General features: G+C 58.2%; 16 protein-coding genes, 1 tRNA gene and 1 pseudogene. 7 read left to right on the top strand and 11 right to left on the bottom strand.

What is annotated here, in order from left to right; all coding sequences use genetic code 11:
- On the bottom strand, positions 1-1,563 hold a 1,563-nt coding region (gene ygfK, locus PFH44_RS13645; RefSeq protein ID WP_283825266.1), incomplete at its 3' end, for a putative selenate reductase subunit YgfK.
- Positions 1,564-2,226: 663 nt separating this feature from the next.
- On the opposite strand from ygfK, the pseudogene PFH44_RS13640 reads away from it, so the two are divergent.
- Positions 2,227-3,006 (top strand): annotated as a pseudogene (locus PFH44_RS13640) (XdhC family protein); the annotation flags it as partial.
- A gap of 83 nt (positions 3,007-3,089) precedes the next feature.
- Here the strand turns inward: PFH44_RS13640 and arcC are convergent.
- The 5 genes from arcC to ygeW all read right to left on the bottom strand — a co-directional run bounded on the left by arcC (position 3,090) and on the right by ygeW (position 9,214).
- Positions 3,090-4,022, bottom strand: coding sequence for a carbamate kinase (arcC, locus tag PFH44_RS13635; protein ID WP_283825265.1), 933 nt, complete (start codon positions 4,020-4,022; stop codon positions 3,090-3,092).
- 12 nt (positions 4,023-4,034) lie between these two features.
- Positions 4,035-5,441: a dihydropyrimidinase gene (gene hydA / locus PFH44_RS13630; RefSeq protein ID WP_283825264.1), complete on the bottom strand. Its 1,407-nt coding sequence runs from the start codon at positions 5,439-5,441 to the stop codon at positions 4,035-4,037.
- A 51-nt stretch (positions 5,442-5,492) separates the two neighbouring features.
- Entirely contained in the window at positions 5,493-6,704 is a 1,212-nt protein-coding gene (locus PFH44_RS13625; RefSeq protein ID WP_283825263.1) for a YgeY family selenium metabolism-linked hydrolase, read from the bottom strand.
- A gap of 62 nt (positions 6,705-6,766) precedes the next feature.
- Entirely contained in the window at positions 6,767-7,966 is a 1,200-nt protein-coding gene (gene dpaL / locus PFH44_RS13620) for a diaminopropionate ammonia-lyase (RefSeq protein ID WP_283825262.1), read from the bottom strand.
- Between the two features lie 60 nt (positions 7,967-8,026).
- Entirely contained in the window at positions 8,027-9,214 is a 1,188-nt protein-coding gene (gene ygeW, locus PFH44_RS13615) for a knotted carbamoyltransferase YgeW (protein WP_283825261.1), read from the bottom strand.
- Positions 9,215-9,698: 484 nt separating this feature from the next.
- Between ygeW and PFH44_RS13610 the strand changes: the two genes are divergently transcribed.
- From PFH44_RS13610 to PFH44_RS13600, 3 genes are all read left to right on the top strand, one after another.
- On the top strand, positions 9,699-11,477 hold the full coding sequence (locus tag PFH44_RS13610) for a sigma-54 interaction domain-containing protein (protein WP_283825260.1): 1,779 nt from the start codon (positions 9,699-9,701) through the stop codon (positions 11,475-11,477).
- Between the two features lie 271 nt (positions 11,478-11,748).
- On the top strand, positions 11,749-13,398 hold the full coding sequence (locus PFH44_RS13605; protein ID WP_283825259.1) for an OFA family MFS transporter: 1,650 nt from the start codon (positions 11,749-11,751) through the stop codon (positions 13,396-13,398).
- 151 nt (positions 13,399-13,549) lie between these two features.
- Positions 13,550-14,185, top strand: coding sequence for a carbonic anhydrase (locus tag PFH44_RS13600; RefSeq protein WP_045858634.1), 636 nt, complete (start codon positions 13,550-13,552; stop codon positions 14,183-14,185).
- A gap of 66 nt (positions 14,186-14,251) precedes the next feature.
- Here the strand turns inward: PFH44_RS13600 and PFH44_RS13595 are convergent, their stop codons facing one another.
- Together PFH44_RS13595 and PFH44_RS13590 are read right to left on the bottom strand one after the other, a co-directional pair.
- Entirely contained in the window at positions 14,252-15,469 is a 1,218-nt protein-coding gene (locus PFH44_RS13595; protein WP_283825258.1) for an MFS transporter, read from the bottom strand.
- Positions 15,470-15,692: 223 nt separating this feature from the next.
- Entirely contained in the window at positions 15,693-16,577 is an 885-nt protein-coding gene (locus PFH44_RS13590; protein WP_045858630.1) for an SDR family oxidoreductase, read from the bottom strand.
- 499 nt (positions 16,578-17,076) lie between these two features.
- Here PFH44_RS13590 and PFH44_RS13585 point away from each other — a divergent pair, with 499 nt between their 5' ends.
- Both PFH44_RS13585 and PFH44_RS13580 read left to right on the top strand, forming a co-directional pair.
- Positions 17,077-17,262, top strand: a complete 186-nt coding sequence (locus PFH44_RS13585) for a con-10 family general stress protein (RefSeq protein WP_072051874.1) — start codon at positions 17,077-17,079, stop codon at positions 17,260-17,262.
- Positions 17,263-17,445: 183 nt separating this feature from the next.
- Positions 17,446-17,604 carry a hypothetical protein gene (locus PFH44_RS13580; RefSeq protein ID WP_227503054.1) on the top strand — a complete coding sequence of 53 codons (159 nt, stop codon included), beginning with the start codon at positions 17,446-17,448 and terminating at the stop codon, positions 17,602-17,604.
- Between the two features lie 31 nt (positions 17,605-17,635).
- Here PFH44_RS13580 and PFH44_RS13575 read toward each other — a convergent pair whose 3' ends face one another.
- Together PFH44_RS13575 and PFH44_RS13570 are read right to left on the bottom strand one after the other, a co-directional pair.
- Positions 17,636-19,246: an FAD-NAD(P)-binding protein gene (locus PFH44_RS13575; RefSeq protein WP_283825257.1), complete on the bottom strand. Its 1,611-nt coding sequence runs from the start codon at positions 19,244-19,246 to the stop codon at positions 17,636-17,638.
- Between the two features lie 453 nt (positions 19,247-19,699).
- The gene (locus PFH44_RS13570) at positions 19,700-20,005 is read right to left on the bottom strand and encodes a hypothetical protein (RefSeq protein WP_283825256.1); all 306 of its coding nucleotides are present in this window, start codon (positions 20,003-20,005) and stop codon (positions 19,700-19,702) included.
- Between PFH44_RS13570 and PFH44_RS13565 the strand changes: the two genes are divergently transcribed.
- Positions 20,004-22,271: a TonB-dependent siderophore receptor gene (locus PFH44_RS13565; protein ID WP_283825255.1), complete on the top strand. Its 2,268-nt coding sequence runs from the start codon at positions 20,004-20,006 to the stop codon at positions 22,269-22,271. The genes PFH44_RS13570 and PFH44_RS13565 overlap by 2 nt on opposite strands.
- A 300-nt stretch (positions 22,272-22,571) precedes the next feature.
- On the opposite strand, the gene PFH44_RS13560 is transcribed toward PFH44_RS13565, so the two are convergent.
- A tRNA-Val gene (locus tag PFH44_RS13560) sits at positions 22,572-22,648 on the bottom strand.
- Between the last annotated feature and the right edge of the window lie 101 nt (positions 22,649-22,749).

The following is a 22,749-nucleotide window of genomic DNA, read 5'->3' as shown; positions in this document are numbered from 1 at the left end:
CGAACTGGGGTAGTCGAGGCGGGTCCCGTTGCTCTGGCACTGATGATCGCAAATATGGCCGGTAATCGCCGGCAGGGCGTTACGCTGATAGATAAGCTCCAGCGCGTCGGCATAGCGCTGCTCGCCCATCAGGCGAATATACTCCGGGATATCCTGCTTAATCGCGCAGGCGCTCACGCAGGGCGCGACGTAGCAGTCGGTGAGCGGCAGCGGCTCTGGGACCTCGATGCGGTCCGGCGATTTCCAGTGCTTCTGGGTGTACTCCATGCTGATGGCTTTTTCGGCCAGCGCGCTGAGGCGCGGGACGTCCACCTGCTGTAAATCCCAGCCGCTGGCCTGCTCCAGCTCGCGCATGCAGGCGCTTAGCCGCAGATAGCCGCCCGGTTTTAGCAGGTCGGTGGCCATGGTAATCGGGCGGATCCCGGTTTCAAATATCTCGCGGATTGTCAGCTGGCTGGCGCCGCCGGAGTAGGAGATAGGCAGCCTGCCGTCAAATTCGCGGGACAGCAGGGCGGCTACGTTGATGGCGAGAGGGAAGAGCGCGCGGCCGGACATATACATCTCATCGCCGGGAAGCGCCCCTTTGCGATTGATCGTCCCAAGGGTGTTGGTCAGCTTGACGCCGAAACCCAGCTTGCGCTCCTTCGCCAGCGCCATCAGGCGGTGCAGCATCTCCAGCGCCTGGTCGATTTTCAGATCGTGGTCAAAGGACTCTTCATTCAGGCCGATGTAGCTAAAGCCGCAGGTATCGAGGATTTCGCGCACGCGCGGGTAGCCAAGCAGCGTCGGGTTGAGCTTCACAAAGGTATTCAGCCCTTTCTCTTCCAGCATATAGCGGCAGATGGCCTCAATTTCATCGGGCGGACAGCCGTGCATGGTGGAGAGCGTGACGCCGCTCACCAGCCGGCTCGGGATGCGCTGGGCCAGCGTCGCCAGCTGCGGACGAATATCCTCCAGCTGATTGCCGATCGCAAAGCGGTCGCTCTGCGTCCAGCGGGAGAGCGTATCGCGATACTGAGCGAATTTAGGATCACAGGCGGCATCGATCATATTGTCGATAAACTGCTGCATCGGCGGCTGCTTAATACCGTCGAGGTTATAGCCGACGCTCATATTAAAAATAAACGACTTGCCGGATTTTGACGGCGTGAAGGGGAATATCTCCTCCAGAAGGTGGAGGATGAACCAGGCTTTCAGATATTCATCCCTGGCTTTGAGCAGGGTAAATTCGGTGGACCACTCGGTGTTAAAACATTCGTCCTCGGCGTCGATACAGGGTTTTTCCAGCTCAAGGCGGTCGAGGATCTGTACGGTTTTCAGTTCAATAAAACGCCCGCCGGTGAGCCATGAGGTAATGATATTTTGCGCCAGCTGGGTGTGCGGCCCGGCGGCGGGGCCGATGGGCGTGGCGCAGCTTTCACCAAATACGTTCAGGCGCCTCGACGTTACCGGGATATAAAACTGCTGTTGCGGAATGCCGAATATTGAACGGTGCTGCTGGTATTCATCGAAAATACGCGTCAAAAGTTCCTCAAACGGGACGGGACGCATAATATCACCCATAACCCTCTCCTTAGATTCATGTATGCGATCAACGTTGCCGGTACGCGCGCGCTATTTTCAAGGCTGTCTGCTCGGTAGAAAAAATAGCGTGCGGCGTATTCATTCCGGCGGATGGGAAAGGAACAGCAACATTCGCACCAGTTATTTAACCGGCGGCAGGATTAGGCATGAATTTGTGAAGGAACTCTAAAGTTGACGACGGTTATTGCCGTGGGAGCGCCTGTTTAAATGAGAATTAAAATCACTCAATAACGTGCGGGGGGAATAGCGTTAAAAATTATCGGCGAGCTATCACAATGATAACGTTTGCCGTGCGGCTTTATTATTAAACGGGCAAACTATTTCGCCACATGAATCCGCTAAATGAATCAAGGACGCGCCGCCGGCAAATAAAGCCGTCCGCCTGACCCCGCTTCCGCGACCCGGTTCACGAATCTGGCCTAAAAGGCGCGGCTGAGCATGAACCTTGCATATTCCACCGTAGCGTTAGGCCGCTGCCGTCAACGCCGTCCGCCGCTGCAGGCCCGCCGGCAGGATGTCGCCGAAGAGGGTGACATCAGCAGTCTCAAAGTGAGAAAACGCGGCCAGCCCGCAGATGACGCAGTACAGAGTACAGGACCCGGCCCGCCCGGGCTGACCACCGGAATTGCCATTGAGGTTGTTATGAATATTTTCTCAGAAGCCGCGAGGCTTGAAGCACAGAACTGCCCGTTTGCGCTGGCGCAGATTGTCGAGAGCCGTGGCTCAACGCCCAGACACTCCGCGCAGATGCTGATCCGCGCTGATGGAACTATTATCGGCACCATCGGCGGCGGGATGGTCGAACGTAAGGTCATCGATGAAGCGCTGGAGGCGATGGCGGAAAAGGCCTCGCGCATGTTTCACGGTCGGATGGCGCGCAGCGGTACGGATGCCGTAGGTTCCGACTGCGGCGGGGCGATGTCGGTGTTTATCAGCGTCCACTGCCAGCGGCCGCGGCTGGTGCTGATCGGGGGCGGGCACGTCAATCGCGCCGTGGCGCAGGGCGCGTCGCTGCTTGGGTTTGATATTGTCGTCACCGATATCCATTCTGCCAGCCTCGATCCGCAGCTGTTTCCGCCGACCGCCCGGCTTGTGCACGCCGAAAGCTTTGCCGCGGCCGTTGAACGGCTGGCGGTGGGTGCTGATGATTTTGTCCTTATCGCCACGAATAATAAGGACCGGGAAGCGCTGGATAAGCTGATCGACCGGCCGGTGGCCTGGCTCGGGCTGCTGGCCAGCCGCCGCAAGGTGCAGGTATTTTTACGCCAGCTGCGGGAGAGCGGCGTGGCGGAAGAGCATATTGCGCGTCTCCATGCGCCGGTGGGCTACAACATTGGCGCCGAAACGCCGCACGAGATTGCGGTCAGCGTCCTGGCCGAGATCCTGCAGATCAAAAACCAGGCTCCCGGCGGCCTGATGATGCCCGCATATCAGGATAGTGAGGGACAGAAAAAGCTGGAGACCGCATGATGCGAACCCCTCGCGAGAGCCGCGAGGGGTTCGGGCTAGCCTTCAATCAGGGTTCCCGTTTTGCCTTCTATCCCTTCCCGGGCCTTGCTCAGCATGGTAATTAAGGCCCGGCGCCCCGGCCGGGAGCGGGCAAAGGCCGCAGCGGCCTCAACTTTCGGCAGCATGGAGCCTTTGGCGAAATGACCTTCGGCAATAAAGCGGTCGATATCGCTCAGCGAGAGCCGATCCAGCCACTGCTGATTGGGCTGACCAAAGTTGATGGCCACTTTTTCCACCGCGGTAAGGATAATCAGCATATCGGCATCGATCGTGGCGGCGATCCTGGCGCTGGCCCGGTCCTTATCGATGACCGCGCTCACCCCGCGCAGGTGGTTCCCCTCGCGGACCACCGGAATACCGCCGCCGCCGACGGTAATCACCACCTGTCCGGCATCCATCAGCGCCTTCACCGTCTCTTTTTCGATAATATCGACGGGCTCCGGCGAGGCTACCACCCGCCGATAGCCTCGCCCGGCATCCTCTTTCAGCGTGTAGCCCTGGCGGGTCAGGACTTTGGCCTCCGCTGCGCTGAAGAATGAACCGATGGGCTTGCTCGGATCGCGGAAGGCCTCATCGGCGGCGTCAACCTCCACCTGGGTGATCACCGTGGCGACCGGAACCGACATTCCGCGGGCGAGCAGCGCCTCGCGCAGCGCATTTTGCAGATCGTAGCCAATGTATCCCTGGCTGAGGGCGACGCAGACCGACATCGGCAGCATCGGGGTATGGGCCTCGGTTTTGGCGGCGGCTTCGAAGGCCAGATTGATCATCCCGACCTGCGGGCCGTTGCCGTGGGTCACCACGACCTGATGCCCCTGGGCAATAAGGTCAACAATGGCCTGCGCGGTTTGCGTCACCGCCTGCATCTGTCCGGCAAGATCGTCCCCTAAGGCGTTGCCGCCGAGGGCGAGAACAATTTTCTTACTCATCCATTCCTCTCTTTAAAAGCGTGCGTCGCGCGCGAAATCCGGCGCGGCTGAAAAAGGGTTACGGCGTATAAATCGGCCTTGCCCGGCACTGCCGGTAAAGGTGCCGTGGCTGAAAATCACCCGGCCATGAGACAGCGTCTGGCGGATGGCGCCCTGGCAAATAAACCCCTCCCACGGCGAGTAGTCGGCGTTGTCGTGGAGCTGCTCGTGGCGGATGGTGGTGGTTCGCCGCGGGTCGATAATGACCACATCGGCATCCGCGCCGGGCGCCAGCACGCCTTTTCGCGGCCAGAGACCAAAGAGCCTGGCCGGAGTGGCGCTGACGAGCGATACGAAGCGCTCCGGCGAGATCCTGCCGCTCATCACGCCGTGCGAAAACAGCAGCAGCAGGCGGTTCTCAACGCCGGGCAGGCCGTTGGGACAGCGGCTGAAGTCGCCGCCGGATAGCTGCTGTCGCTGGGCCATGGGGAAGGCGCAGTGGTCGGTTGCCACCACGTCAATGGCGCCATCGGCGATGCCGCACCACAGCGCGTCGTTGTGGCGGGCGTTGCGCAGCGGCGGGCTGAGCAGAAACTGCAGCGCGTCGTCGCGCTCGTAGCAGCGCTCGTCGAGCAGCAGATACTGCGGGCAGGTTTCGACCCAAACCGGCTGCCGGCGCGTCTGGGCAAGGCGCAGATAGTCGAGCCCCAGCCCGTTAGAGAGGTGCACGATATACAGCGGGGCGTTGCCGGCAAGCTGGGCCAGGTTGATCATCCTGGCGATGGCTTCGGCCTCGCACTCCGGCGGACGGCTCAGGGCGTGGTAGCGCGGCGCGGTTTTGCCGGCGGCGAGAAATTCGGCGCGCTTTTGCGCAATCACGGCATCGTTTTCCGGGTGGACGGTGGTGAGCGCTCCGGCTTGATGCAGATGCTTTAGCGCCTGAAGAACCTCGTCATCGTTAAGCTTGTACTGGTAGGTGAGATAGAGCTTAAAGCTGCTGATCCCCGCCTCAACCATCAGCGGGATCTCATCAAGAATGGCGTGGTTGATATGCTGGATCACGCCGTGAAAGCCGTAGTCGATGGTTGCTTTGTAGGCGGCGTAGCCGTGGTAGGCCTCAAGCTGGTGGCGCAGCCGGCAGCCGGCTGGCCCGAAGCCCATATGATCGATAATGGTTGTTGTGCCCCCGCAGGCGGCGGCGCGGGTGCCGGTGAAAAAATCATCGCAGCTGCGGGCGAGTCCGGTATCAATATTAAAATGCGTGTGGACGTCCACGCCCCCAGGCATCACGTAGCATCCCTCGGCGTCAATTATTTCGCAGGGCTGCTCCACGGCGAGGTCTGCCGCCAGCTGACTGATTAAGCCGTTTTCAATCAGCAGGTCCTGTTTTGCCTGGCCGTCAGCGTTGACGACGATGCCATTTTTAATCAGTACGCGCATAAAAGGCTCCAGACTCCCGTCGCTGGCGGCGGGAGGTATTGCGGATAATCATTATTCTGTTGCCAGCCAGCTCAGCGGGATGGCGGCATACATTGCGGCACAGGTCACGAGATGCGATTTCCAGGTTTTTTCATTCGGGGCGTGGGCTTCCGGCTCTTTGCCGGGGCCAAAGCCAATGACCGGGATCCCGTGGCGGCCCATGATCGACACGCCGTTGGTCGAGAACGTCCACTTATCGACCACCGGCGCTTTGCCAAACAGGCCCTCATAGGCGTTGCTGAGCGCCTGGACGGTAAAGTGGTTCTCCTCCACTTTCCAGGTTGGGAAGTAGCACTCGGTGGGGTAGACCAGGCCTGTCCAGGAAGGGCGGTCGTAGTTGTACATCGATACCACCGCCCCCGTTTTTTGTACCGCCGGCAGGGCGCGGATTTCGTCCAGCGCGCCTTCCCAGGTCTCTCCCCAGGTCAGGCGGCGGTCGATGGAGACGGCGCAGCTGTCGGCAACCGCGCAGCGGCTTGGTGAGGTAAAGAAGATTTCCGAAACGGTTAGGGTGCCTTTGCCGAGGAAGTCGTCATTGCCCAGGCGTTGGGAGAGCTCCTGCAGTTCGTTAAGAATCGGCCCCATTTTGAAAATCGCGTTATCGCCGCGCTCCGGCGCCGAGCCGTGGCAGCTGACCCCCTGGACGTCCACTCGGATCTCCATGCGTCCGCGCTGGCCGCGGTATATCTGGCAGTCGGTGGGCTCGGTGCTGACCACGAACTCGGGACGAATGCCGGACTGCTCGATGATGTACTGCCAGCAGAGGCCATCGCAGTCCTCTTCCTGAACGGTGCCGGTCACCAGCAGGGTATAGTCATCCTCGAGGCCCAGGTCCTTAATGATTTTTCCCGCATACACCATCGAGGCCATGCCGCCTTCCTGATCCGAGGTGCCGCGTCCGCCGATCAGCTCGTCGGTCTCCATGCCTTCATAGGGATCGAAATTCCAGTTTTTGATATTGCCGATACCCACGGTGTCGATATGCGCGTCCATTGCCACCAGGCGTGGGCCGTGGCCGATATAGCCGAGGATGTTGCCCATGGGGTCGATTTCAACTTTGTCAAAACCCACCTTCTCCATCTCTTTTTTAATTCGCTGGACGACGCGCTTCTCGTCGCAGCTTTCGCTGGGTATGGCCACCATATCGCGTAAGAAACGCGTCATATCCTGCTGGTAATGGTTAGCTTTTTCGAGGATCAGTTTGAATGGAATATGCTTAGCCATGGCTTGGTTCTCCGGTTCTGATTTTCCCGCCGCGCGGGATGAGTTGAAAAGTATGCTGAGGCCTATCGTGCTGCCGGGTGTTTGCCTTCCCAGACCACTTCCCGGTAGTGCTTCACGTCGGTATCGCCTTCGGTGCTGATGACCAGCACGACGGCGTTGCTGTCCAGCCTGAGCTTGTGCATCAGCGCTTCGCGCTGGGGATGAAAATGTACGGCGGCCAGCACCCCGAGCCCGACGGCGCCGGACTCGCCGGAAATCACCCGCGGATCGCCGCCGATGGGATTACCCAGCACGCGCATCCCGAGGGCGGCGACGGCGTCCTGACAGGAGATAAACTGGGTCGCGCAGTTGCGCAGAATTTCCCAGCCCAGCGGATTGGGCTCGCCGCAGGCGAGGCCGGCCATGATGGTGGCCATTTCGCCGCCGACGTTGACGATTTGGCCCTTAACGCCGGAGCGGTAGATGCAGTCGGCCAGCTCGGGTTCGATAATCACCGAATGCAAATTGTTGGCGCCGTAGGCGTCCACGAGGTAGCCCAGCACGCCTCCCGCCATGGCGCCGACGCCGGCCTGCAGGAACACGTGAGTGGGGCGGGCAATGCCCATGGACGCTATCTGCTCGACCGCTTCGTCGGCGAGGGTGGCGTAGCCCTGCATAATCCAGGTCGGGATGCGGGTATATCCTTCCCAGGCCGTATCCTGCACCACCTCCCAGCCGTTTTGCTGTGCCGTTTGCAGAGTGAAGCGCACGGTATCGTCATAGTTCATTTCGGTGACGATGCATTCGGCGCCGAGCCGCCGGATGGCGTCGACGCGCTCCTGGGCCGATCCTTTTGGCATATAGATCACCGCATTCTGCCCCAGCTGCTGCGCGGCCCACGCCACGCCGCGGCCGTGGTTGCCGTCGGTGGTCGTCGCGAAGGTCATTTTCTCCGTCATGTCGGGCTTGAACGTGTCGAAGGAAAACTCGTTGATATCCAGGCGATATTTTTCGCACAGCAGCTGCGCAATGGCCCAGGCGCCGCCGAGCATCTTGAAGGCGTTCAGGCCGAAGCGCTGCGATTCGTCCTTAACCAGAATCCTGCCGAGGCCAAAGAGGTCGGCAAGGTCGTTGAGGGCGTACAGCGGCGTGGGCTTATAGCCGGCGATTTTTTGATGGAAGCGGCGCGCCTGCTGCGCCTGCTGGCGAGAAAAAAGCGGCGAGCCCGTGGCGTTAAAAAACCGATTATCGGCAATATCCATTTTCAATGAGAAAGCAGACATACTCTTTCCTTATCCTTCATGACGTGAGGGAGAGAGCCGGCCAGCGGCCGGCCTGAGGGGTTATTTGACTCGTTTTTGCGCTTCGTCCAGCAGCTGCTCCAGCAGCAGGCCGGGTTTGGCATATTTACGGCAGAGGATCATCGAGGCGATGATGTACGGCTTCCAGCTCGCTTCTTTATAGGTGGCGATGCGGTATTTTTCGAAGACCGCTTCGCTGACTTCGCCCTCGGCGCAGGAGACGCCGGTAATATCGGCGGGGAGACAGTGCATATAGAGCGCGTCGCCGCCGTTCGTCTGCGCCATCATCTCTTCGGTGCAGTGCCAGTCTTTATGATTTGCGTTCTGCGCCAGGCAGGCGGCTTCCAGGGCCTTCAGTCCGTCGCGATCCTCGGCGCGCAGCAGTTCGGTGCGCTTTTCCATGACCTTGTAGGGCGCCCAGGATTTCGGGTAGACGATGTCGGCATCCCTGAAGGCCTCTTCCATGCTGGTGACCTGGCGGAAGCTGCCGCCGGAGGCCTCGGCGTTGTTTTTGGCCACTTCGATAACGTCGGGGATCAGATCGTAGCCTTCCGGGTGGGCGAGGGTGACATCCATACCGAAGCGGGTCATCAGGCCGATGATGCCCTGCGGGACCGAGAGCGGTTTACCGTAGCTCGGAGAGTAGGCCCAGGTCATGGCGACTTTTTTGCCTTTGAGTTCCTCTAGCGAGCCGAAATGCTCCCGCAGCCAGGCGAGGTCGGCCATGGCCTGGGTTGGGTGATCGATATCGCACTGCAGGTTGATAAGCGCCGGACGCTGGGGCAGCACGCCCTGACGATAGCCGTCGTCGAGCGCTTCGCCCACCTCGCGCATATAGGCGTTGCCGGCGCCAAGGTACATGTCGTCGCGGATGCCGATAGCGTCCGCGCAGAAGGCGATCATGTTGGCGGTTTCACGCACGGTTTCGCCGTGGGCAATCTGCGATTTACCCTCGTCCAGGTCCTGCTGCGCAAGGCCGAGCAGGTTCAGCGCCGAGGCGTAGGAAAAGCGCGTGCGGGTTGAGTTGTCACGAAAAACCGAAATGCCCAGACCGCTGTTAAATACGTTGGTAGCGATATTTTCCGCGCGCAGGGTTTTTAATGCCGCCGCAACGTCCAGCACCTGTTTTAGCTCATCCGGGGACTGCTCCCACGTCAGCAGGAAGTCCTTCTGATGAAGATGCGAATCTAGCTTGTTGATATCCTTAATCAGGTCGTTAACAGTTTTCATTTTTTAAATCCTGGGGTGAGTGACGGCTTAATGATTGCTGTGCGGTCGGAAAAGGGCGGTGACGCAATAGCGACTGCCAGCGCTATATTTCTCCTAACAATAAGCATGCCAGTTCATTCAGCCTCGGGCGTAACAGGGGGAAGTGGCGATAATTATGCGAGGGTTGTCACGAAATATAGCTTCAGACGATCGGGGGTAATAATAACTTGACGGTCTTATTCGGATGTGGGCGAAAGCAGGTTAAGTCTCCGCAGAGATATACCCCCGGCGGCGGCGTAAAAAGCCACCAAAGTGATAAATACGCCGCCTCAATTCTCATATTGATATGAAAATGTGATACTTCTTACATATTTTCGTCAAGGAGTGAAAAAGAAACCTGCCGCTGTCAAATATTGTTGGCGGCTGAGTTAGTATCATGGCCGAAGAATAAGAACAATCACATATCCCAGATATCTCAGTTGGTTAGTGATATAAAAGGTCTATTATGATGCCCTCTAACACATTTTCCGTTTTGATGCAGATTCAGCCGACCATCCAGCGCTTTGCGAGGATGCTATCCAGCGTGCTTCAGCTCGAAGTTGAAATTGTTGATAACACGCTGTGCCGGGTTGCCGGGACCGGCGTATATGCCAAATCGCTGGGGCGCAAATTAAATACAGATTCGCGACTTTTGCGCTACATTATTGAAACAAAGAAAGAGAAGGTGGTCACCCATTCCCGCTTCGATCCCCTGTGTAAAGGATGTACCAGTAAAGATAGCTGTAAAGAGAAAGCTTTTCTGGGTACCCCGGTTATTTATCAGGAGCAGTGCATAGGGGTCATTAGCCTGGTGGCATTAACCTGCGAGCAGCAGGAACGTATTAATGACAACCTGCGCGAGTTTTCCGATTATGTCCGCCACGTTTCGTCGATATTTGTTTCGCGACTGCTGGAGGACCAGGGCGGCAGCGATAATATCCAGAAAATGTTTTTAACGATGATTGAAAATATGGACCAGGGGGTTCTGGTTGTCGGTCACGATCAGAAGGTCAAATTTGCCAATCACACGGCGTTAAAGATTCTCGGGGCGAACCAGGGAAATATGATCGGTCAGCTCATTAATTTCAGGCCGCTGACCTTTGAGCATAATTTCACGCGCGGCCATATGCAGCACGTGATCTCATTCGATAACAAGACCGAAATGATTATTGGCCAGCTGCACGCGGTTCAGGACCAGTGGCTGTTTTTAATGGCCTTCCATCAATCGCACTCCTCTTCGAATTTAAGCGCCTCGGCGGAGGAGCCACAGATTGAGCAGATGGTGGGAGAGTGTCGGCCGATGCGGCAGCTGAAAAAGCTGATCGGCCGCATCGCCCCCAGCCCCTCAAGCGTCATGATTGCCGGCGAAAGCGGCACCGGGAAAGAGGTGGTTGCCAGAGCGATACACAAGCTCAGCGATCGTCAGGCCAAACCTTTTATCGCCATTAACTGCGCCGCCATCCCTGACCAGCTGCTGGAAAGCGAGCTCTTCGGCTACGTCAAGGGCGCGTTTACCGGCGCCTCGGCGAACGGCAAGACCGGGCTTATCCAGGCGGCAAACCACGGCACCCTGTTCCTCGATGAGATTGGCGATATGCCCCTGACGCTGCAGGCCAAGCTGCTGCGGGCGATTGAATCGCGCGAAATCCAGCCCGTCGGCGCCAGCCATCCGGTGCCCGTCGATATCCGCATTATTTCGGCGACTAACCAAAATCTCGAGCAGTTTATCGTGGCCGGTAAATTCCGCGAAGATCTCTACTATCGACTCAACGTGATCCCTCTCAGACTGCCGCCGCTGCGGGAGCGTCAGGAGGATATTGAGCTGCTGATCCACTATTTTCTCCATCTGCATACCCGGCGCCTTGAGCTGGTCTACCCCGGCGTGGCTCCGGAGGTGGTTGCCATGCTGAAGGGCTATCGCTGGCCGGGAAATATTCGCGAGCTGAGCAATCTGATGGAGTATCTGGTCAACGTGGTGCCCTCGGGGGAGGTTATCGACGCCTCGCTTCTGCCGCCCAATATCATCAGCGGCGCCAGGCTTGCCGAGCGTGAGTCCGGTGCCGCCCTCCCGGTGAGCATGCCGGGAGAAGAGGAGAGCGTCACGGCGCTGGAGGAGATGGAAAGGCAGATGATCCGCGAGGCGTTAACCCGCCACAGCAATAAAAAGCAGGCGGCAGATGAACTCGGTATAGGTATTGCCACCCTGTATCGTAAGATTAAAAAATATGAGCTGGTGGGGCTGTAAAGCGCCGGCCGCAGGGGCTGAAAGCGCCCCGCGTATCACTCTGAGAGTCCGGTTATCAAAATCGCTACCGGGCGCCCGCCGCGTTGCCGCTATTTGCTGAATTTGGGTTTGTTCGTTTTTTGAGCGCAACGTTCAGGGCGATCCGCCGTCGTGCTTGCTCGCTTCAGTCGCCATTTCATAGTCTTAACGGGATGAATGGCACCGTTCTTGCCTTGTGATGTTCTCTTCGGCCGCCGCGGCGGCCGGTAGCAAACATGATAAGGACAGGAACATGGCGCAAACCAATGACAATATCGCTCCCTCATCCGTACCCTCACGACACGCTTTGTTTTCAAAACCGCGCATTATCGCCCGACCGGGATTTAACCGCTGGCTGGTGCCGCCGGCCGCGCTGGCGGTGCATCTCTGTATTGGGATGGCCTACGGTTTTTCCGTTTTCTGGCTGCCGATGTCGCAGCTGGTGGGCGGCAGCGGGGCGCTGCAGTGCCCGGTCACGATGTCCTTCTGGCAGCAGCTTTTTACCCGCGAATGCGACTGGAAAATCTCGCTGCTGGGCTGGACCTATACGCTGTTTTTTGTCTTTCTCGGCTGCTCCGCGGCGCTGTGGGGAAGCTGGCTGGAAAAGGTCGGGCCGCGGCTGGTGAGCTTCATCGCAACGCTATGCTGGTGCGGCGGGCTGCTGCTCTCAAGCGTCGCCATCTATTTTCATCAGCTCTGGCTATTGTGGCTGGGGGCCGGGGTCATTGGCGGAGTCGGCCTTGGGCTGGGCTATATTTCACCGGTCTCGACCCTGCTGCGCTGGTTCCCCGATAAGCGCGGAATGGCTGCCGGCATGGCGATAATGGGCTTTGGCGGCGGCGCGCTGGTGGGGGCGCCTCTGGCAAACGCGTTGATGAATTTTTTCGCCGACGCGACGGGTAACGGCGTCTGGCAGAGCGTTCTGGCGCTGTCGGTCATCTATGCCCTGTTTATGCTCTGCGGTACCTTCGGCTATCGTCTGCCGCCGATGGGCTGGCATCCTGCCGGGGAGAAGGCGCTAAAAGTGATGAGCGCGCACTCCACCGTTCAGGTACACGTCAGCGTAGCCTGGCGCACGCCGCAGTTCTGGCTGCTGTGGCTGGTGCTGTGGCTGAACGTGACGGCGGGGATCGGTATTTTAGGGATGGCCTCACCCATGCTGCAGGAGATTTTTGCCGGCAAGCTGCTGGCGACGAGTCTGCAATGGCACGAGCTTAACGCCGACCAGCTGCGGCGCATCGCGACCATGGCAGCTGGCTTTACCGGGCTGCTGAGCCTGTTTAATATCATCGGCCGCTTCTTCTGGGCTTCGGTTTCGGATCTTTGCGGCCGGAAAATGACCTTTGCCATGATTTTTCTTCTCGGCGCCGCGCTGTACGGCTCCCTGCCGCTGATAAACCACGGCGGCTACGTCGCCATTTTCGTCTGCGCCCTGTGCGTTATCATTTCGATGTACGGCGGCGGCTTTGCCACTATCCCCGCCTATCTGGCCGATATCTTCGGCGCGCAGATGGTGGGGGCGATTCACGGGCGTCTGCTGACGGCATGGTCCGCCGCCGGTATTAGCGGCCCGGTTTTAGTGAATTATTTACGGGAATATCAGCTGGCCCAAGGGCTTGCTCCGCAGCGGGTGTACGATATTACGCTGATGGTCCTCACCGGGCTGCTGGTTATCGGCCTGATCTGCAACCAGCTGATCCGCCCGATGCCGCAAAAATATGCCATGTCCGCCCAGCAACAGCAGCAGGCGAAGGGGCTGTATACGGTGAATGAGAACGCGCAGCTCAGCTGGGAGCCGCGGCCGTCGCGGGCGCTGATGGCCTTGAGCTGGTTCGCGGTAGGGGTGCCGCTGCTGTGGGGAATAGGGAGCACCTTCCAGCAGGCGGTGAAGTTCTTTATGTAGCTGTCCACCAGGCAAGCGCCCGCCGGGGCATCGGCCGGGTGCTCGCTAACTCGCCGTTTATCAAAATAATTCCCATTCGACCCGTCGGTGATACACTACATACTGTGATCTTTGTCATACCGTAATTAAAACAGAGAAAAGAGACACTGCTATGCAACATATCATTGAGGGTTTCCTCAGCTTCCAAAAAGAGATCTTCCCCCAGCGTAAAGAGCTCTTTCGTAGCCTGGCCTCCAGCCAGAATCCCAAAGCGCTTTTTATCTCCTGCTCCGACAGCCGTCTGGTGCCAGAACTGGTGACCCAGCAGGATCCTGGACAGCTCTTTGTTATTCGTAATGCGGGTAATATCGTGCCTTCCTTCGGGCCGGAACCGGGCGGGGTCTCAGCCACCATCGAGTACGCGGTTGTTGCCCTCGGGGTGACCGATATCGTGATTTGCGGTCATTCTAACTGCGGCGCGATGACGGCGGTTGCGACCTGTCAGTGCCTCGACTCCATGCCGGCGGTTTCCCACTGGCTGCACTATGCCGATGCGGCAAGAGCGGTGGTTGACAGCAAAACCTGGGATAGCGAAATCGATAAAGTGAATGCGATGGTGCGAGAGAACGTTATCGCCCAGCTTAACAATATCAAAACGCATCCGTCGGTAGCCGTCGGGCTGCGCGACGGCGCGCTGCGCCTGCACGGCTGGGTATATGATATCGAAAGCGGCGCGATTGGTGCCCTCGATAAAAACACCAAATCCTTCGTCTCACTCTCTGAAAACCCTGAAGTTTTCTTCGAGTAGCTCTTCTACAGGGCATGGAAGCCCTGCATCTCACACTTCGCCGTCATCCTCCTGATAAAAGTTCCGCTACGCCTGCTCGGGTTTGATAGAGGCTTTGCCGATCGCCAGCAGCGCGACGCTCAAAATAAATCCCGTTCCGCTGAACAGATAGAGCGAGCCGGCGGCTCCGATAGCCTCAGCGCAGTATCCCGCGCCGAGAGAGACGATCGCCGAGACCGCCATCTGTCGCCGGTAGCTTCTGGCGATCGCGGCTGGCACCTGTTGCCGCTCGAAGTTTCTGAGCAGCGCGTAGACGGCGAGGGAGAACACGACGTTAGAGAAGATATGCGCCACAAAGACCAGCGCCAGCGCCGCAGCGGGCCACGGCGCGAAGGGGATCAGCCCGTAGCACAGCAGAAAAATCGCCAGGCAGCCGATCGGCAGCCCGCTGCTGCTGCTGTTTTTTGCAAAACGCGCCGGGTTGAGCAGCAGCGGCCCAACCAGCTGGCCCAGGCTGCGGGTAAAAAGCAGCGCCAGAGCGGTTGTTTGTTCCGGCGAGCCTGATGAGAGCGCCCCGGGGGCCAGCCCCGGCAGCAGCGCCATTGCCGGCGCCCCCGCCGCGGCCAAAAGGGGCAGGAGCAGCATCGCGCGGCGCTGGGAATGGGTCAGCGTTTGCCAGCGCGGCGGAGAGAGGCTCCGGACGTGCTCGACAAACGGCGCGCCGGCGCGCCTTTTCGCCCGCCCGAGGAGGATGAGGGCGGCGGCGAAGCTCAGCAGATCGATAAGCAGCAGATGAGTCGCGCTCATATATCCCCGCAGGACTAATCCCAGCCCAATGCCGCAGAGTACGTTGCCGGCAAAAATAATGCTTTCGAGCGTCGTGGCGACCGGGAGCTCCTCTTCGCTCAGGCCGGTTTTGAAGAGTTGACTCAGCGCCGGGAAGGTCATACCGGTGGTGAACGCCCCGACCGCCTGAGCGATGAGCAGCAGCGGGATAGAGTCAATTGCCACGGCGTAAAACGGCGCCGCCAGTCCGATAAGGCCGAGCCCTTCGCCGAGTATCAGGATCGTAAAGGGGCTCAGGCGCTGGCAAAAGCGTTCGCCCAGGATGCTGCCGAGCAGTCCGGGGACGGTGGAGAGAACGTAGGCGAGAGCCAGCGACGCGACAGGGGCCGAGAGGCGGATTAGCTCGCCAAAAACGACGATCCAGGTGATGCCGTTGCCTATCGAGGAGATCAGAAACGCGAGAGCGAGCATGCGTAGCCACGGCTTATTCGCCATGGTCTGGAGAAGGATTCGAATCATTGTCATGTCCGTAATAAGCGAAAAATTGCTTTTCCAGCCGCGGGCTAGCCGCCGTTAGCTGAAAATTAATACAACTGTTATCGGGCTTATTGTCAGGACATTACATAACCGGGGATCCGCCGGGGAGGAGTGAATGTGTTAATTTAATATTGCATATTTGTAGCGTTGTCAACGCCGGCGCGCCGACAACGCTATCGGGTCCTCTGCCGTGCTGGCGGACGGCTTACAGCACGCCATCACCGCCGTCCGAACACCAGACCTGGCCGGAGGTGAACGAGCAGGCGTCGGAGGCCAGCGTCACGTACAGCGGGGCAATTTCCACCGGCTGCCCGGGGCGACCGAGCGGGGTATCCGCACCAAACTGGCGGACCTTCTCCTCAGGCTGGCCGCCGCTGGACTGTAGAACCGTCCAGTAAGGCCCGGGGGCAACGGCGTTGACGCGGATCCCCTTCGGACCCAGCTGTTTGGCTAATGATTTGGTGAAGGCCACGAGGCTGGCTTTGGTCTGGGCGTAATCAAAGAGTATTGGGCTTGGCTTAAAGGCCTGAACCGAGGAGGTGTTGATGATAGCGCTATGTTCTTTGAGATGGCGCAGCGCGGCTTTGGTTATCCAGAACGGCGCGTAGACGTTGGTTTTGAAGGTGGCGTCAAAATCCGCCGTCGTGAGTTCTGCCAGCGAGTCGCAGTACTGCTGACGCCCGGCATTGTTGACCACAATATCCAGACCGCCCAGCTCTCTGGCGGCCTTTTCAACCAGCGCTTCGCAGAAGGATTCGCTGCGAATATCGCCGGGAATAGCCACCGCCTTGCGCCCTGCGGCCTCAATCAGAGCGATGACCTCTTTGGCGTCGGCTTCTTCCTCCGGCAGATAGTTTATCGCCACGTCCGCTCCTTCACGAGCAAACGCAATGGCCACCGCGCGGCCGATACCCGAATCACCGCCGGTAATCAGCGCCCTCTTGCCGGACAGCCTGGCCGAGCCAACGTAGCTTTCCTCGCCATGATCGGGAACGGGCAGCATCTCCGAGGCCAGGCCGGGAGGCGTTTGCGGCTGGTCGGCAAAAGGAGGGCGGGGATATTGTGCGCTGAGTTTGGCGTGGTCGCTCATATAATTTCCTCTGTTCAGGTAAATATTAAGCATAGGCCCGATGGCCGGCATGAAAAATATTTTAGGAATTAAGTAAGCCGCGGTGCCGATATTATTATGCGGTCCTCATGGGAATGCCCTACGCAATTGACTGATTAGTCGTCAGGTTTTTACCCTGGCGCCCGATATGGGCCGAATGAAATTTTAGGATTGTTCCAGCGGCCGGTGCGGGAGTTATTATCCGGCGAGCGGGTGATATTAATTTTACGTTCTTTACAAATACGCTGGATTTTACCGCTGAAAAATAGTTCGCCGCCGCTTAATAGGTTGTCCTGTTGAGGGTTATGCGGGATGGAATGAGATGTTTAAATTTATTTCTGGCGCCGTTTTTAAGCGGCAGGCCCGCAGGGTAAGCGGTTCGGCGGTTTGACACCGGCTTAATATCACTTAGTGTTAACTCTCGACGGCGATGATTTGCCATAGCGAATCATTTTTCATAAACCAACCGAAAGGTAGCATTATGGCAGAGCACAGAGGTGGATCGGGTAATTTCGCGCAAGACCGGGAAAAAGCATCTGAAGCCGGTCGTAAAGGTGGTCAGCATAGCGGGGGGAATTTTAAAAACGATCCTCAGCGCGCTTCAGAAGCCGGGAAAAAGGGCGGTGAGAATAGCCACGGCGGTGGGCGTAAATCAGGCGCCAGCTAATTCCCGCGCGGTCTGGCATAAAGCGTAACGCGATTCTCAGCGTCGTATATCCTGCGGGCCGCTGGCCCGCATTTTTTTGCCCACAGCGTCAACGCACCGGCATCAACGCTATATATCTGCATCGTCTGTTAAAGAGTCTGCTCGTTGCGTAACGACCGCAGCCAGCAGCGGAGGATAAATACAATGTCCCAGTCCAGGGTAAACGATCCTGATAAACCGGCCCGCCATCCGGCAAGAGACGATCCCCGCGAACGGGGGGAAATACCGCGTAAAAGGGATGATAGCGAAGATCGCAAAAAGGACCCCTGGCAGCCGGCTCCCGACCGGCGCCAGGGGCCTTAGCACCGATGCCTGCCCGAAAGCGTCAATGCGGCTAGCGCTCGATAAACGGCAGCCACCGCCGCGGGCGTGCTGCCGGCTGCGATGCGGCTTTAGCCATCGCGGCGCCGATCTCCGCGCAGACCGTAAGCCCCTGAACGAACGGCCGGTCGTGCATGAGATAGGGAAGTGCGCCAAACGCAATGCGCCCGCGAACGATCTCCGGCTCCAGCAGCGTGTAGTCTTCCCCGACGTCGGGAATAGCGTCCCCGGCGGCGAGGATCTGCCGGCGCAGCGTCGGAAACGGCAGGTCTTTGGTCTTCAGCGGCTTCTGCCCTCTGGCATCGATAAAGACCTCAAAGGCATACCTGCACTGGCCAACGCTTATTTCCGTCAGGTTATCTTCAATGGCGATAGCGTAATCGGGCCCAAGCGGGAGAATGCTGATAACGCCGGCCTCGTGCAGCGCCAGCAGCCGGCGAATGGATTGCGACGGGATCGCCGCGTAGTTATCGATAAACACCCGCGCCAGGCCGGCGCTAAACCGCTCGCTGTCCCGCGAGTCGAGATGAGGGACGATGGCCTGGACCGCTTCATGCAGTCTGAGGATTGCGTAACGCCAGGCCACCGTGCGCCTGTCGCGCTTGTTGCGCTCCACCTCGATGAGATTCGCCTCAGCCCAGCGGAAAGGGTCACTCTTCCTGCGTGCGGCGAACCAGGCGTCGTGGAAGCTGTCGGCGTTAAGCGAGCGCAGCGCTATTTCCCGGCTCCACTGCGGGTCGGCGGCGTCAATTTCCTGCGCCATCAGCGCGAAGACCCGGTCGAGCAGCCCCTCAGATCCGGCGGCAATGTGCCGGGCAATCGCCTCGTCGCTGGCGATCGTTAAGGGCTCATAGGGGATGGGGCAGTAGAAGTCGGCTTCAGGCAGGATCCCGGAGCGGGACATCATCACCATTTCCAGCGCCTCGCTGTCGCGATCCAGCCTGAAGCTCAGCGACCGGTCCTCCGCCTCCACAAACTCCCCGTGCTGCGCGGCAACCGCCATGGCGGCATCGATTCCGCTGAGCGACGTTCCCATAATTCCAACCCGGCAGGGCGCGATGCGCGCGCTCATTAGCCCCGACCACGGGCTCGGGAAGTGGGCGCGCGGGGTGGTGTCGTCATCAGGCCAGACGTGGCCGGTGGCGATAACCGCAAGGTCAAAATGCGCGGGTTCTGCAACCCCCTGGGCGCAGAGCATCACGCCTTCGGGGGTGACCTGCAGATCCTCCACCCGGCATGATTCATGGAGCGCGACCTCAAATCCGCGCCGCCGGGCCGTTGCTACCAGCTGTAGAAACTGGTCATGGAAATATTCACCCAGCAGCAGGCGCGGCAGAAACTGGCGGATATGCAGGGATTCTTTGCGCACCCCGTAGCGCGCCAGATGCTCAGCGCTCAGCCCCTGCAGCCAGTCGATATAGGTTGCGAAAATGGGGGGGATTTCGATGCTGGCAATGTTCGCCAGCATCATCCGCGCGGTGTCTTCCTTGCTATAGGGCATCCCGACGCCGGCCCGGTCGGCCTGTTCATAGATGGAGACGGCAAGCGGTACCGCGTTCTGTAAAAGGGCGTGAAAAGTATAAATCCCCGTCGGTCCGGCGCCGATAATCGCAATTTTCTTCATTGATATGGGCTCGTTGTTTTAGGCGCAGACATCCGTTATCGGGCTGACGCTGAAGGTGTAACTAAGGGCACTGACCAAAGTATAAACGAGGGATCGCGGGGCAACGATAAAGTGCCTGTATCTGCTAGCGAATAGTTGGCTGAAGCTGCGGGAGCCTCTTTTCATTACAGGGGACCTAAAATCATCTTTTGTTGTTGTCAATTGCGCGGCGTTAGCCTGCCGGTATGAGCAACTGAAAATCCTGGAGCGGGTGGGGGGAATTAACGCGGACGCTATTTTTCTTGAAGCAATAAGCAAATCGCGAATTTAATGATTGTGATGATATTATGATTGAATTGTGTTTATTTAATGTGGATGTGATTCATTAAATTTTATTGTCCGTAATTAATAAATCCTGATTTTATTTGTATCCTGCTGTTTTTGTTGTTTTATTTTGTTTTTTCTTTCTGCTTGTTAATTATTGACTTGATAATGAATCTCATTTTTAATAACGTGGAGCGGCACAATAATCCTATTGGGCGCTGTGCGGAATACGCTATCAAAGAATAGCGTGGCGCGTTTGTCTCTTCGTTTTTCCAGGGCGGAATTTTTATTTTTGGCGAAAAGGGGTAATTGATATCCCGATATAACATCGGGAGGCGCCTGCTTACGCCAAAACCAGAGAAGATGTTCTGTGCCTGGAGGTCGCTGCCGTTGTTTATCTGACGGATGAAGAAGGCGTGCCCCGACGGCAAAATAAGAAAACAGGGCATATTCCATGAAACATTATTCACACTACTCGCTGGCCGTGCTGATTCATATGGCTATCTGGGGAGTGGGGTTGCCAGCGCAGGCCGCTGACGACAGCACGCCAGACGAAACGAAGAAATCCGCTGCGGCAACCGCAGCGGAGAACCACGACGAAACGATGGTGGTTACCGCGGCCGCGCAGACTCTCCAGGCCCCCGGCGTCTCCACCATCACTGCCGATGAAATCCGCAAACATCCACCCGCCCGCGACGTCTCCGAACTGATTCGCACCCAGCCCGGCGTCAACCTGACGGGCAACTCCACAAGCGGTCAGCGCGGCAATAACCGCCAGGTCGATATTCGCGGGATGGGGCCAGAGAACACGCTGATACTGGTGGACGGTAAACCGGTGACCAGTCGTAACTCCGTGCGCTATGGCTGGCGCGGAGACCGCGACACGCGCGGTGATACCAGCTGGGTACCGGCGGAAATGATTGACCATATCGACGTTATTCGCGGCCCGGCGGCGGCCCGCTACGGCAATGGCGCGATGGGGGGCGTGGTGAACATCGTCACTAAACCGACCAGCAGCGAGTGGCATGGTTCCTGGAATACCTATATGAACGCCCCTCAGCACCGTAAAGAGGGCTCGACGAAGCGCACGAACTTCAGCCTGAACGGTCCGCTGTCGGATGCGGTTAGCTTTAATCTATGGGGTAACCTGAGCAAGACGCAGGCGGATGCCCAGGATATTAACTCCGGCCATGAAGCGGCACGAACCGGTACCTATGCGGGATCCTATCCTGCAGGGCGTGAAGGCGTCGTGAATAAAGATATCCACGGCAAGCTGCGCTGGGAGTTTGCGCCGATGCAGGCGCTGGAGTTCGAAACCGGCTACAGCCGTCAGGGCAACCTTTACGCCGGCGACACGCAGAACACCAACACCAGCACGCTGGTGAAAAGCATGTACGGCAAGGAGACCAACCGCCTCTATCGCCAGACCTACGGCGTGACCTGGACCGGCGGCTGGGATAACGGCGTGACCAGCAACAGCTACGCCCAGTATGAACATACCCGCAACTCGCGGATGAGCGAAGGGCTGGCGGGCGGAACGGAGGGTATCTTCTCCAGCAGCGAATTCTCGGATATCGACCTGTCTGACGTGCTGTTGCACAGTGAAGTGAATATTCCGTTTACCCTTGGGGTTGAGCAGAATCTGACCCTGGGCACCGAGTGGAACCAACAGCGGATGAAGGATGGCGTGTCGACCACCCAGTCTCTCTCCTATGGCTCCATCGACGGCATCTCGGCAACCGGGCGCAGCCCGTACTCCAGCGCCGAAATTTTCTCGCTGTTTACCGAAGACAATATCGCGCTGACGGATAGCACCATGCTGACGCCGGCTCTGCGATTTGATCATCACAGTATTGTCGGCAATAACTGGAGCCCATCGCTGAACCTCTCCCAGGGGCTCTCCGATGACTGGACGCTGAAGCTGGGGATTGCCCGCGCCTATAAAGCACCGAATCTCTACCAGCTCAACCCGAACTACATTCTGTACAGTAACGGCCAGGGCTGCTACGCCAGCAGTTCCGCCTGCTACCTGATGGGTAATAGCGATCTGAAGGCCGAAACCAGCGTTAACAAAGAGATCGGCCTTGAGTATAAGCACGAGGGCTATCAGGCGGGGCTGACCTGGTTCCGCAACGACTATCACAATAAGATTGAATCCGGTTACTCGGCGGTAGGCACGGCCAGCAACGGCACGACCAATATCTATCAATGGGAAAACGTGCCGAAGGCACTGGTAGAAGGGCTGGAAGGCTCGATAAATCTGCCGGTGAGCGAAACGGTCAACTGGAGCAACAACCTGACGTGGATGCTGCAGAGCAAGAACAAGACCACCGGCGATCGCCTGTCGGTAATTCCGCAGTTCACGCTGAACTCGACCGTGAGCTGGCAAGTGCGGGACGATCTCTCTTTACAGAGCACCTTCACCTGGTATGGCCGCCAGAAACCGAAGCGCTTTAACTATAAAGGTGAGGCGGTGTCCGCAAGCGAGCTAAACGAAGTCAGTCCATACAGCATTGTTGGGCTAAGTGCGACCTGGGACGTCAATAAAAACCTGAGTCTGACCAGCGGGGTGGATAACCTGTTTGATATTCGCCACTATCGCGCCGGTAATGCGCAGACCACGGGGAACTCGACTACCGGGGCTTATCTGTATGGCGCCGGCGCGGAAACCTACAACGAGTCGGGGCGGACGTTCTATGTGAGCGTGAATACGCATTTCTAAGGCGTCATCGATCGCGGGCCGGAATATTTTACTATTCCGGCTTTTTTTTGCCGCCAGCTAAAACGGCAAAGGGAAGCCTGATGAGTTGTCCGTCGCCTTTGCCGGGCGGATTGCTGGCGCTAAAAATACCTGCGGCCCGTGCCGCTGGCGGATCCGATCGGGACTGGCGCCTGGGATCTGTGGCTAGCATCAGGTATAGGGTATTAAATGGATTTGAGTCGTGGAACAGGGGAGTTAAGCAGGGCTGAACGACTGCAGTAAGCGCTTCTTTCGAGGGAAATGCACCAGATTAAGAAAATCTGGTGCGTCCGAGTGGACTCGAACCACCGACCCCCACCATGTCAAGGTGGTGCTCTAACCAACTGAGCTACGGACGCATTTGGTGCGTTTAATTGGACTCGAACCAACGACCCCCACCATGTCCTGTGTCTTATACAAATCTAATGCTGCCGACGAATAGAAAGTTAGTGATTTACAC

The organism is Klebsiella sp. Ech2A (genome assembly GCF_030078455.1).
GTDB lineage: Bacteria > Pseudomonadota > Gammaproteobacteria > Enterobacterales > Enterobacteriaceae > Klebsiella > Klebsiella terrigena.
Note: the sequence above shows the minus strand (reverse complement) of the source record. Positions and strands in the feature narration are given on the sequence as shown.

Coding starts and splice junctions, on each gene's coding strand:
- arcC (WP_283825265.1), bottom strand. CDS start 4,022: ATGAGTAAGAAAATTGTTCTCGCCCTCGGCGGCAACGCCTTAGGGGAC.
- hydA (WP_283825264.1), bottom strand. CDS start 5,441: ATGCGCGTACTGATTAAAAATGGCATCGTCGTCAACGCTGACGGCCAG.
- PFH44_RS13625 (WP_283825263.1), bottom strand. CDS start 6,704: ATGGCTAAGCATATTCCATTCAAACTGATCCTCGAAAAAGCTAACCAT.
- dpaL (WP_283825262.1), bottom strand. CDS start 7,966: ATGTCTGCTTTCTCATTGAAAATGGATATTGCCGATAATCGGTTTTTT.
- ygeW (WP_283825261.1), bottom strand. CDS start 9,214: ATGAAAACTGTTAACGACCTGATTAAGGATATCAACAAGCTAGATTCG.
- PFH44_RS13610 (WP_283825260.1), top strand. CDS start 9,699: ATGATGCCCTCTAACACATTTTCCGTTTTGATGCAGATTCAGCCGACC.
- PFH44_RS13605 (WP_283825259.1), top strand. CDS start 11,749: ATGGCGCAAACCAATGACAATATCGCTCCCTCATCCGTACCCTCACGA.
- PFH44_RS13600 (WP_045858634.1), top strand. CDS start 13,550: ATGCAACATATCATTGAGGGTTTCCTCAGCTTCCAAAAAGAGATCTTC.
- PFH44_RS13595 (WP_283825258.1), bottom strand. CDS start 15,469: ATGATTCGAATCCTTCTCCAGACCATGGCGAATAAGCCGTGGCTACGC.
- PFH44_RS13590 (WP_045858630.1), bottom strand. CDS start 16,577: ATGAGCGACCACGCCAAACTCAGCGCACAATATCCCCGCCCTCCTTTT.
- PFH44_RS13585 (WP_072051874.1), top strand. CDS start 17,077: ATGGCAGAGCACAGAGGTGGATCGGGTAATTTCGCGCAAGACCGGGAA.
- PFH44_RS13580 (WP_227503054.1), top strand. CDS start 17,446: ATGTCCCAGTCCAGGGTAAACGATCCTGATAAACCGGCCCGCCATCCG.
- PFH44_RS13575 (WP_283825257.1), bottom strand. CDS start 19,246: ATGAAGAAAATTGCGATTATCGGCGCCGGACCGACGGGGATTTATACT.
- PFH44_RS13565 (WP_283825255.1), top strand. CDS start 20,004: ATGAAACATTATTCACACTACTCGCTGGCCGTGCTGATTCATATGGCT.
- PFH44_RS13570 (WP_283825256.1), bottom strand. CDS start 20,005: ATGGAATATGCCCTGTTTTCTTATTTTGCCGTCGGGGCACGCCTTCTT.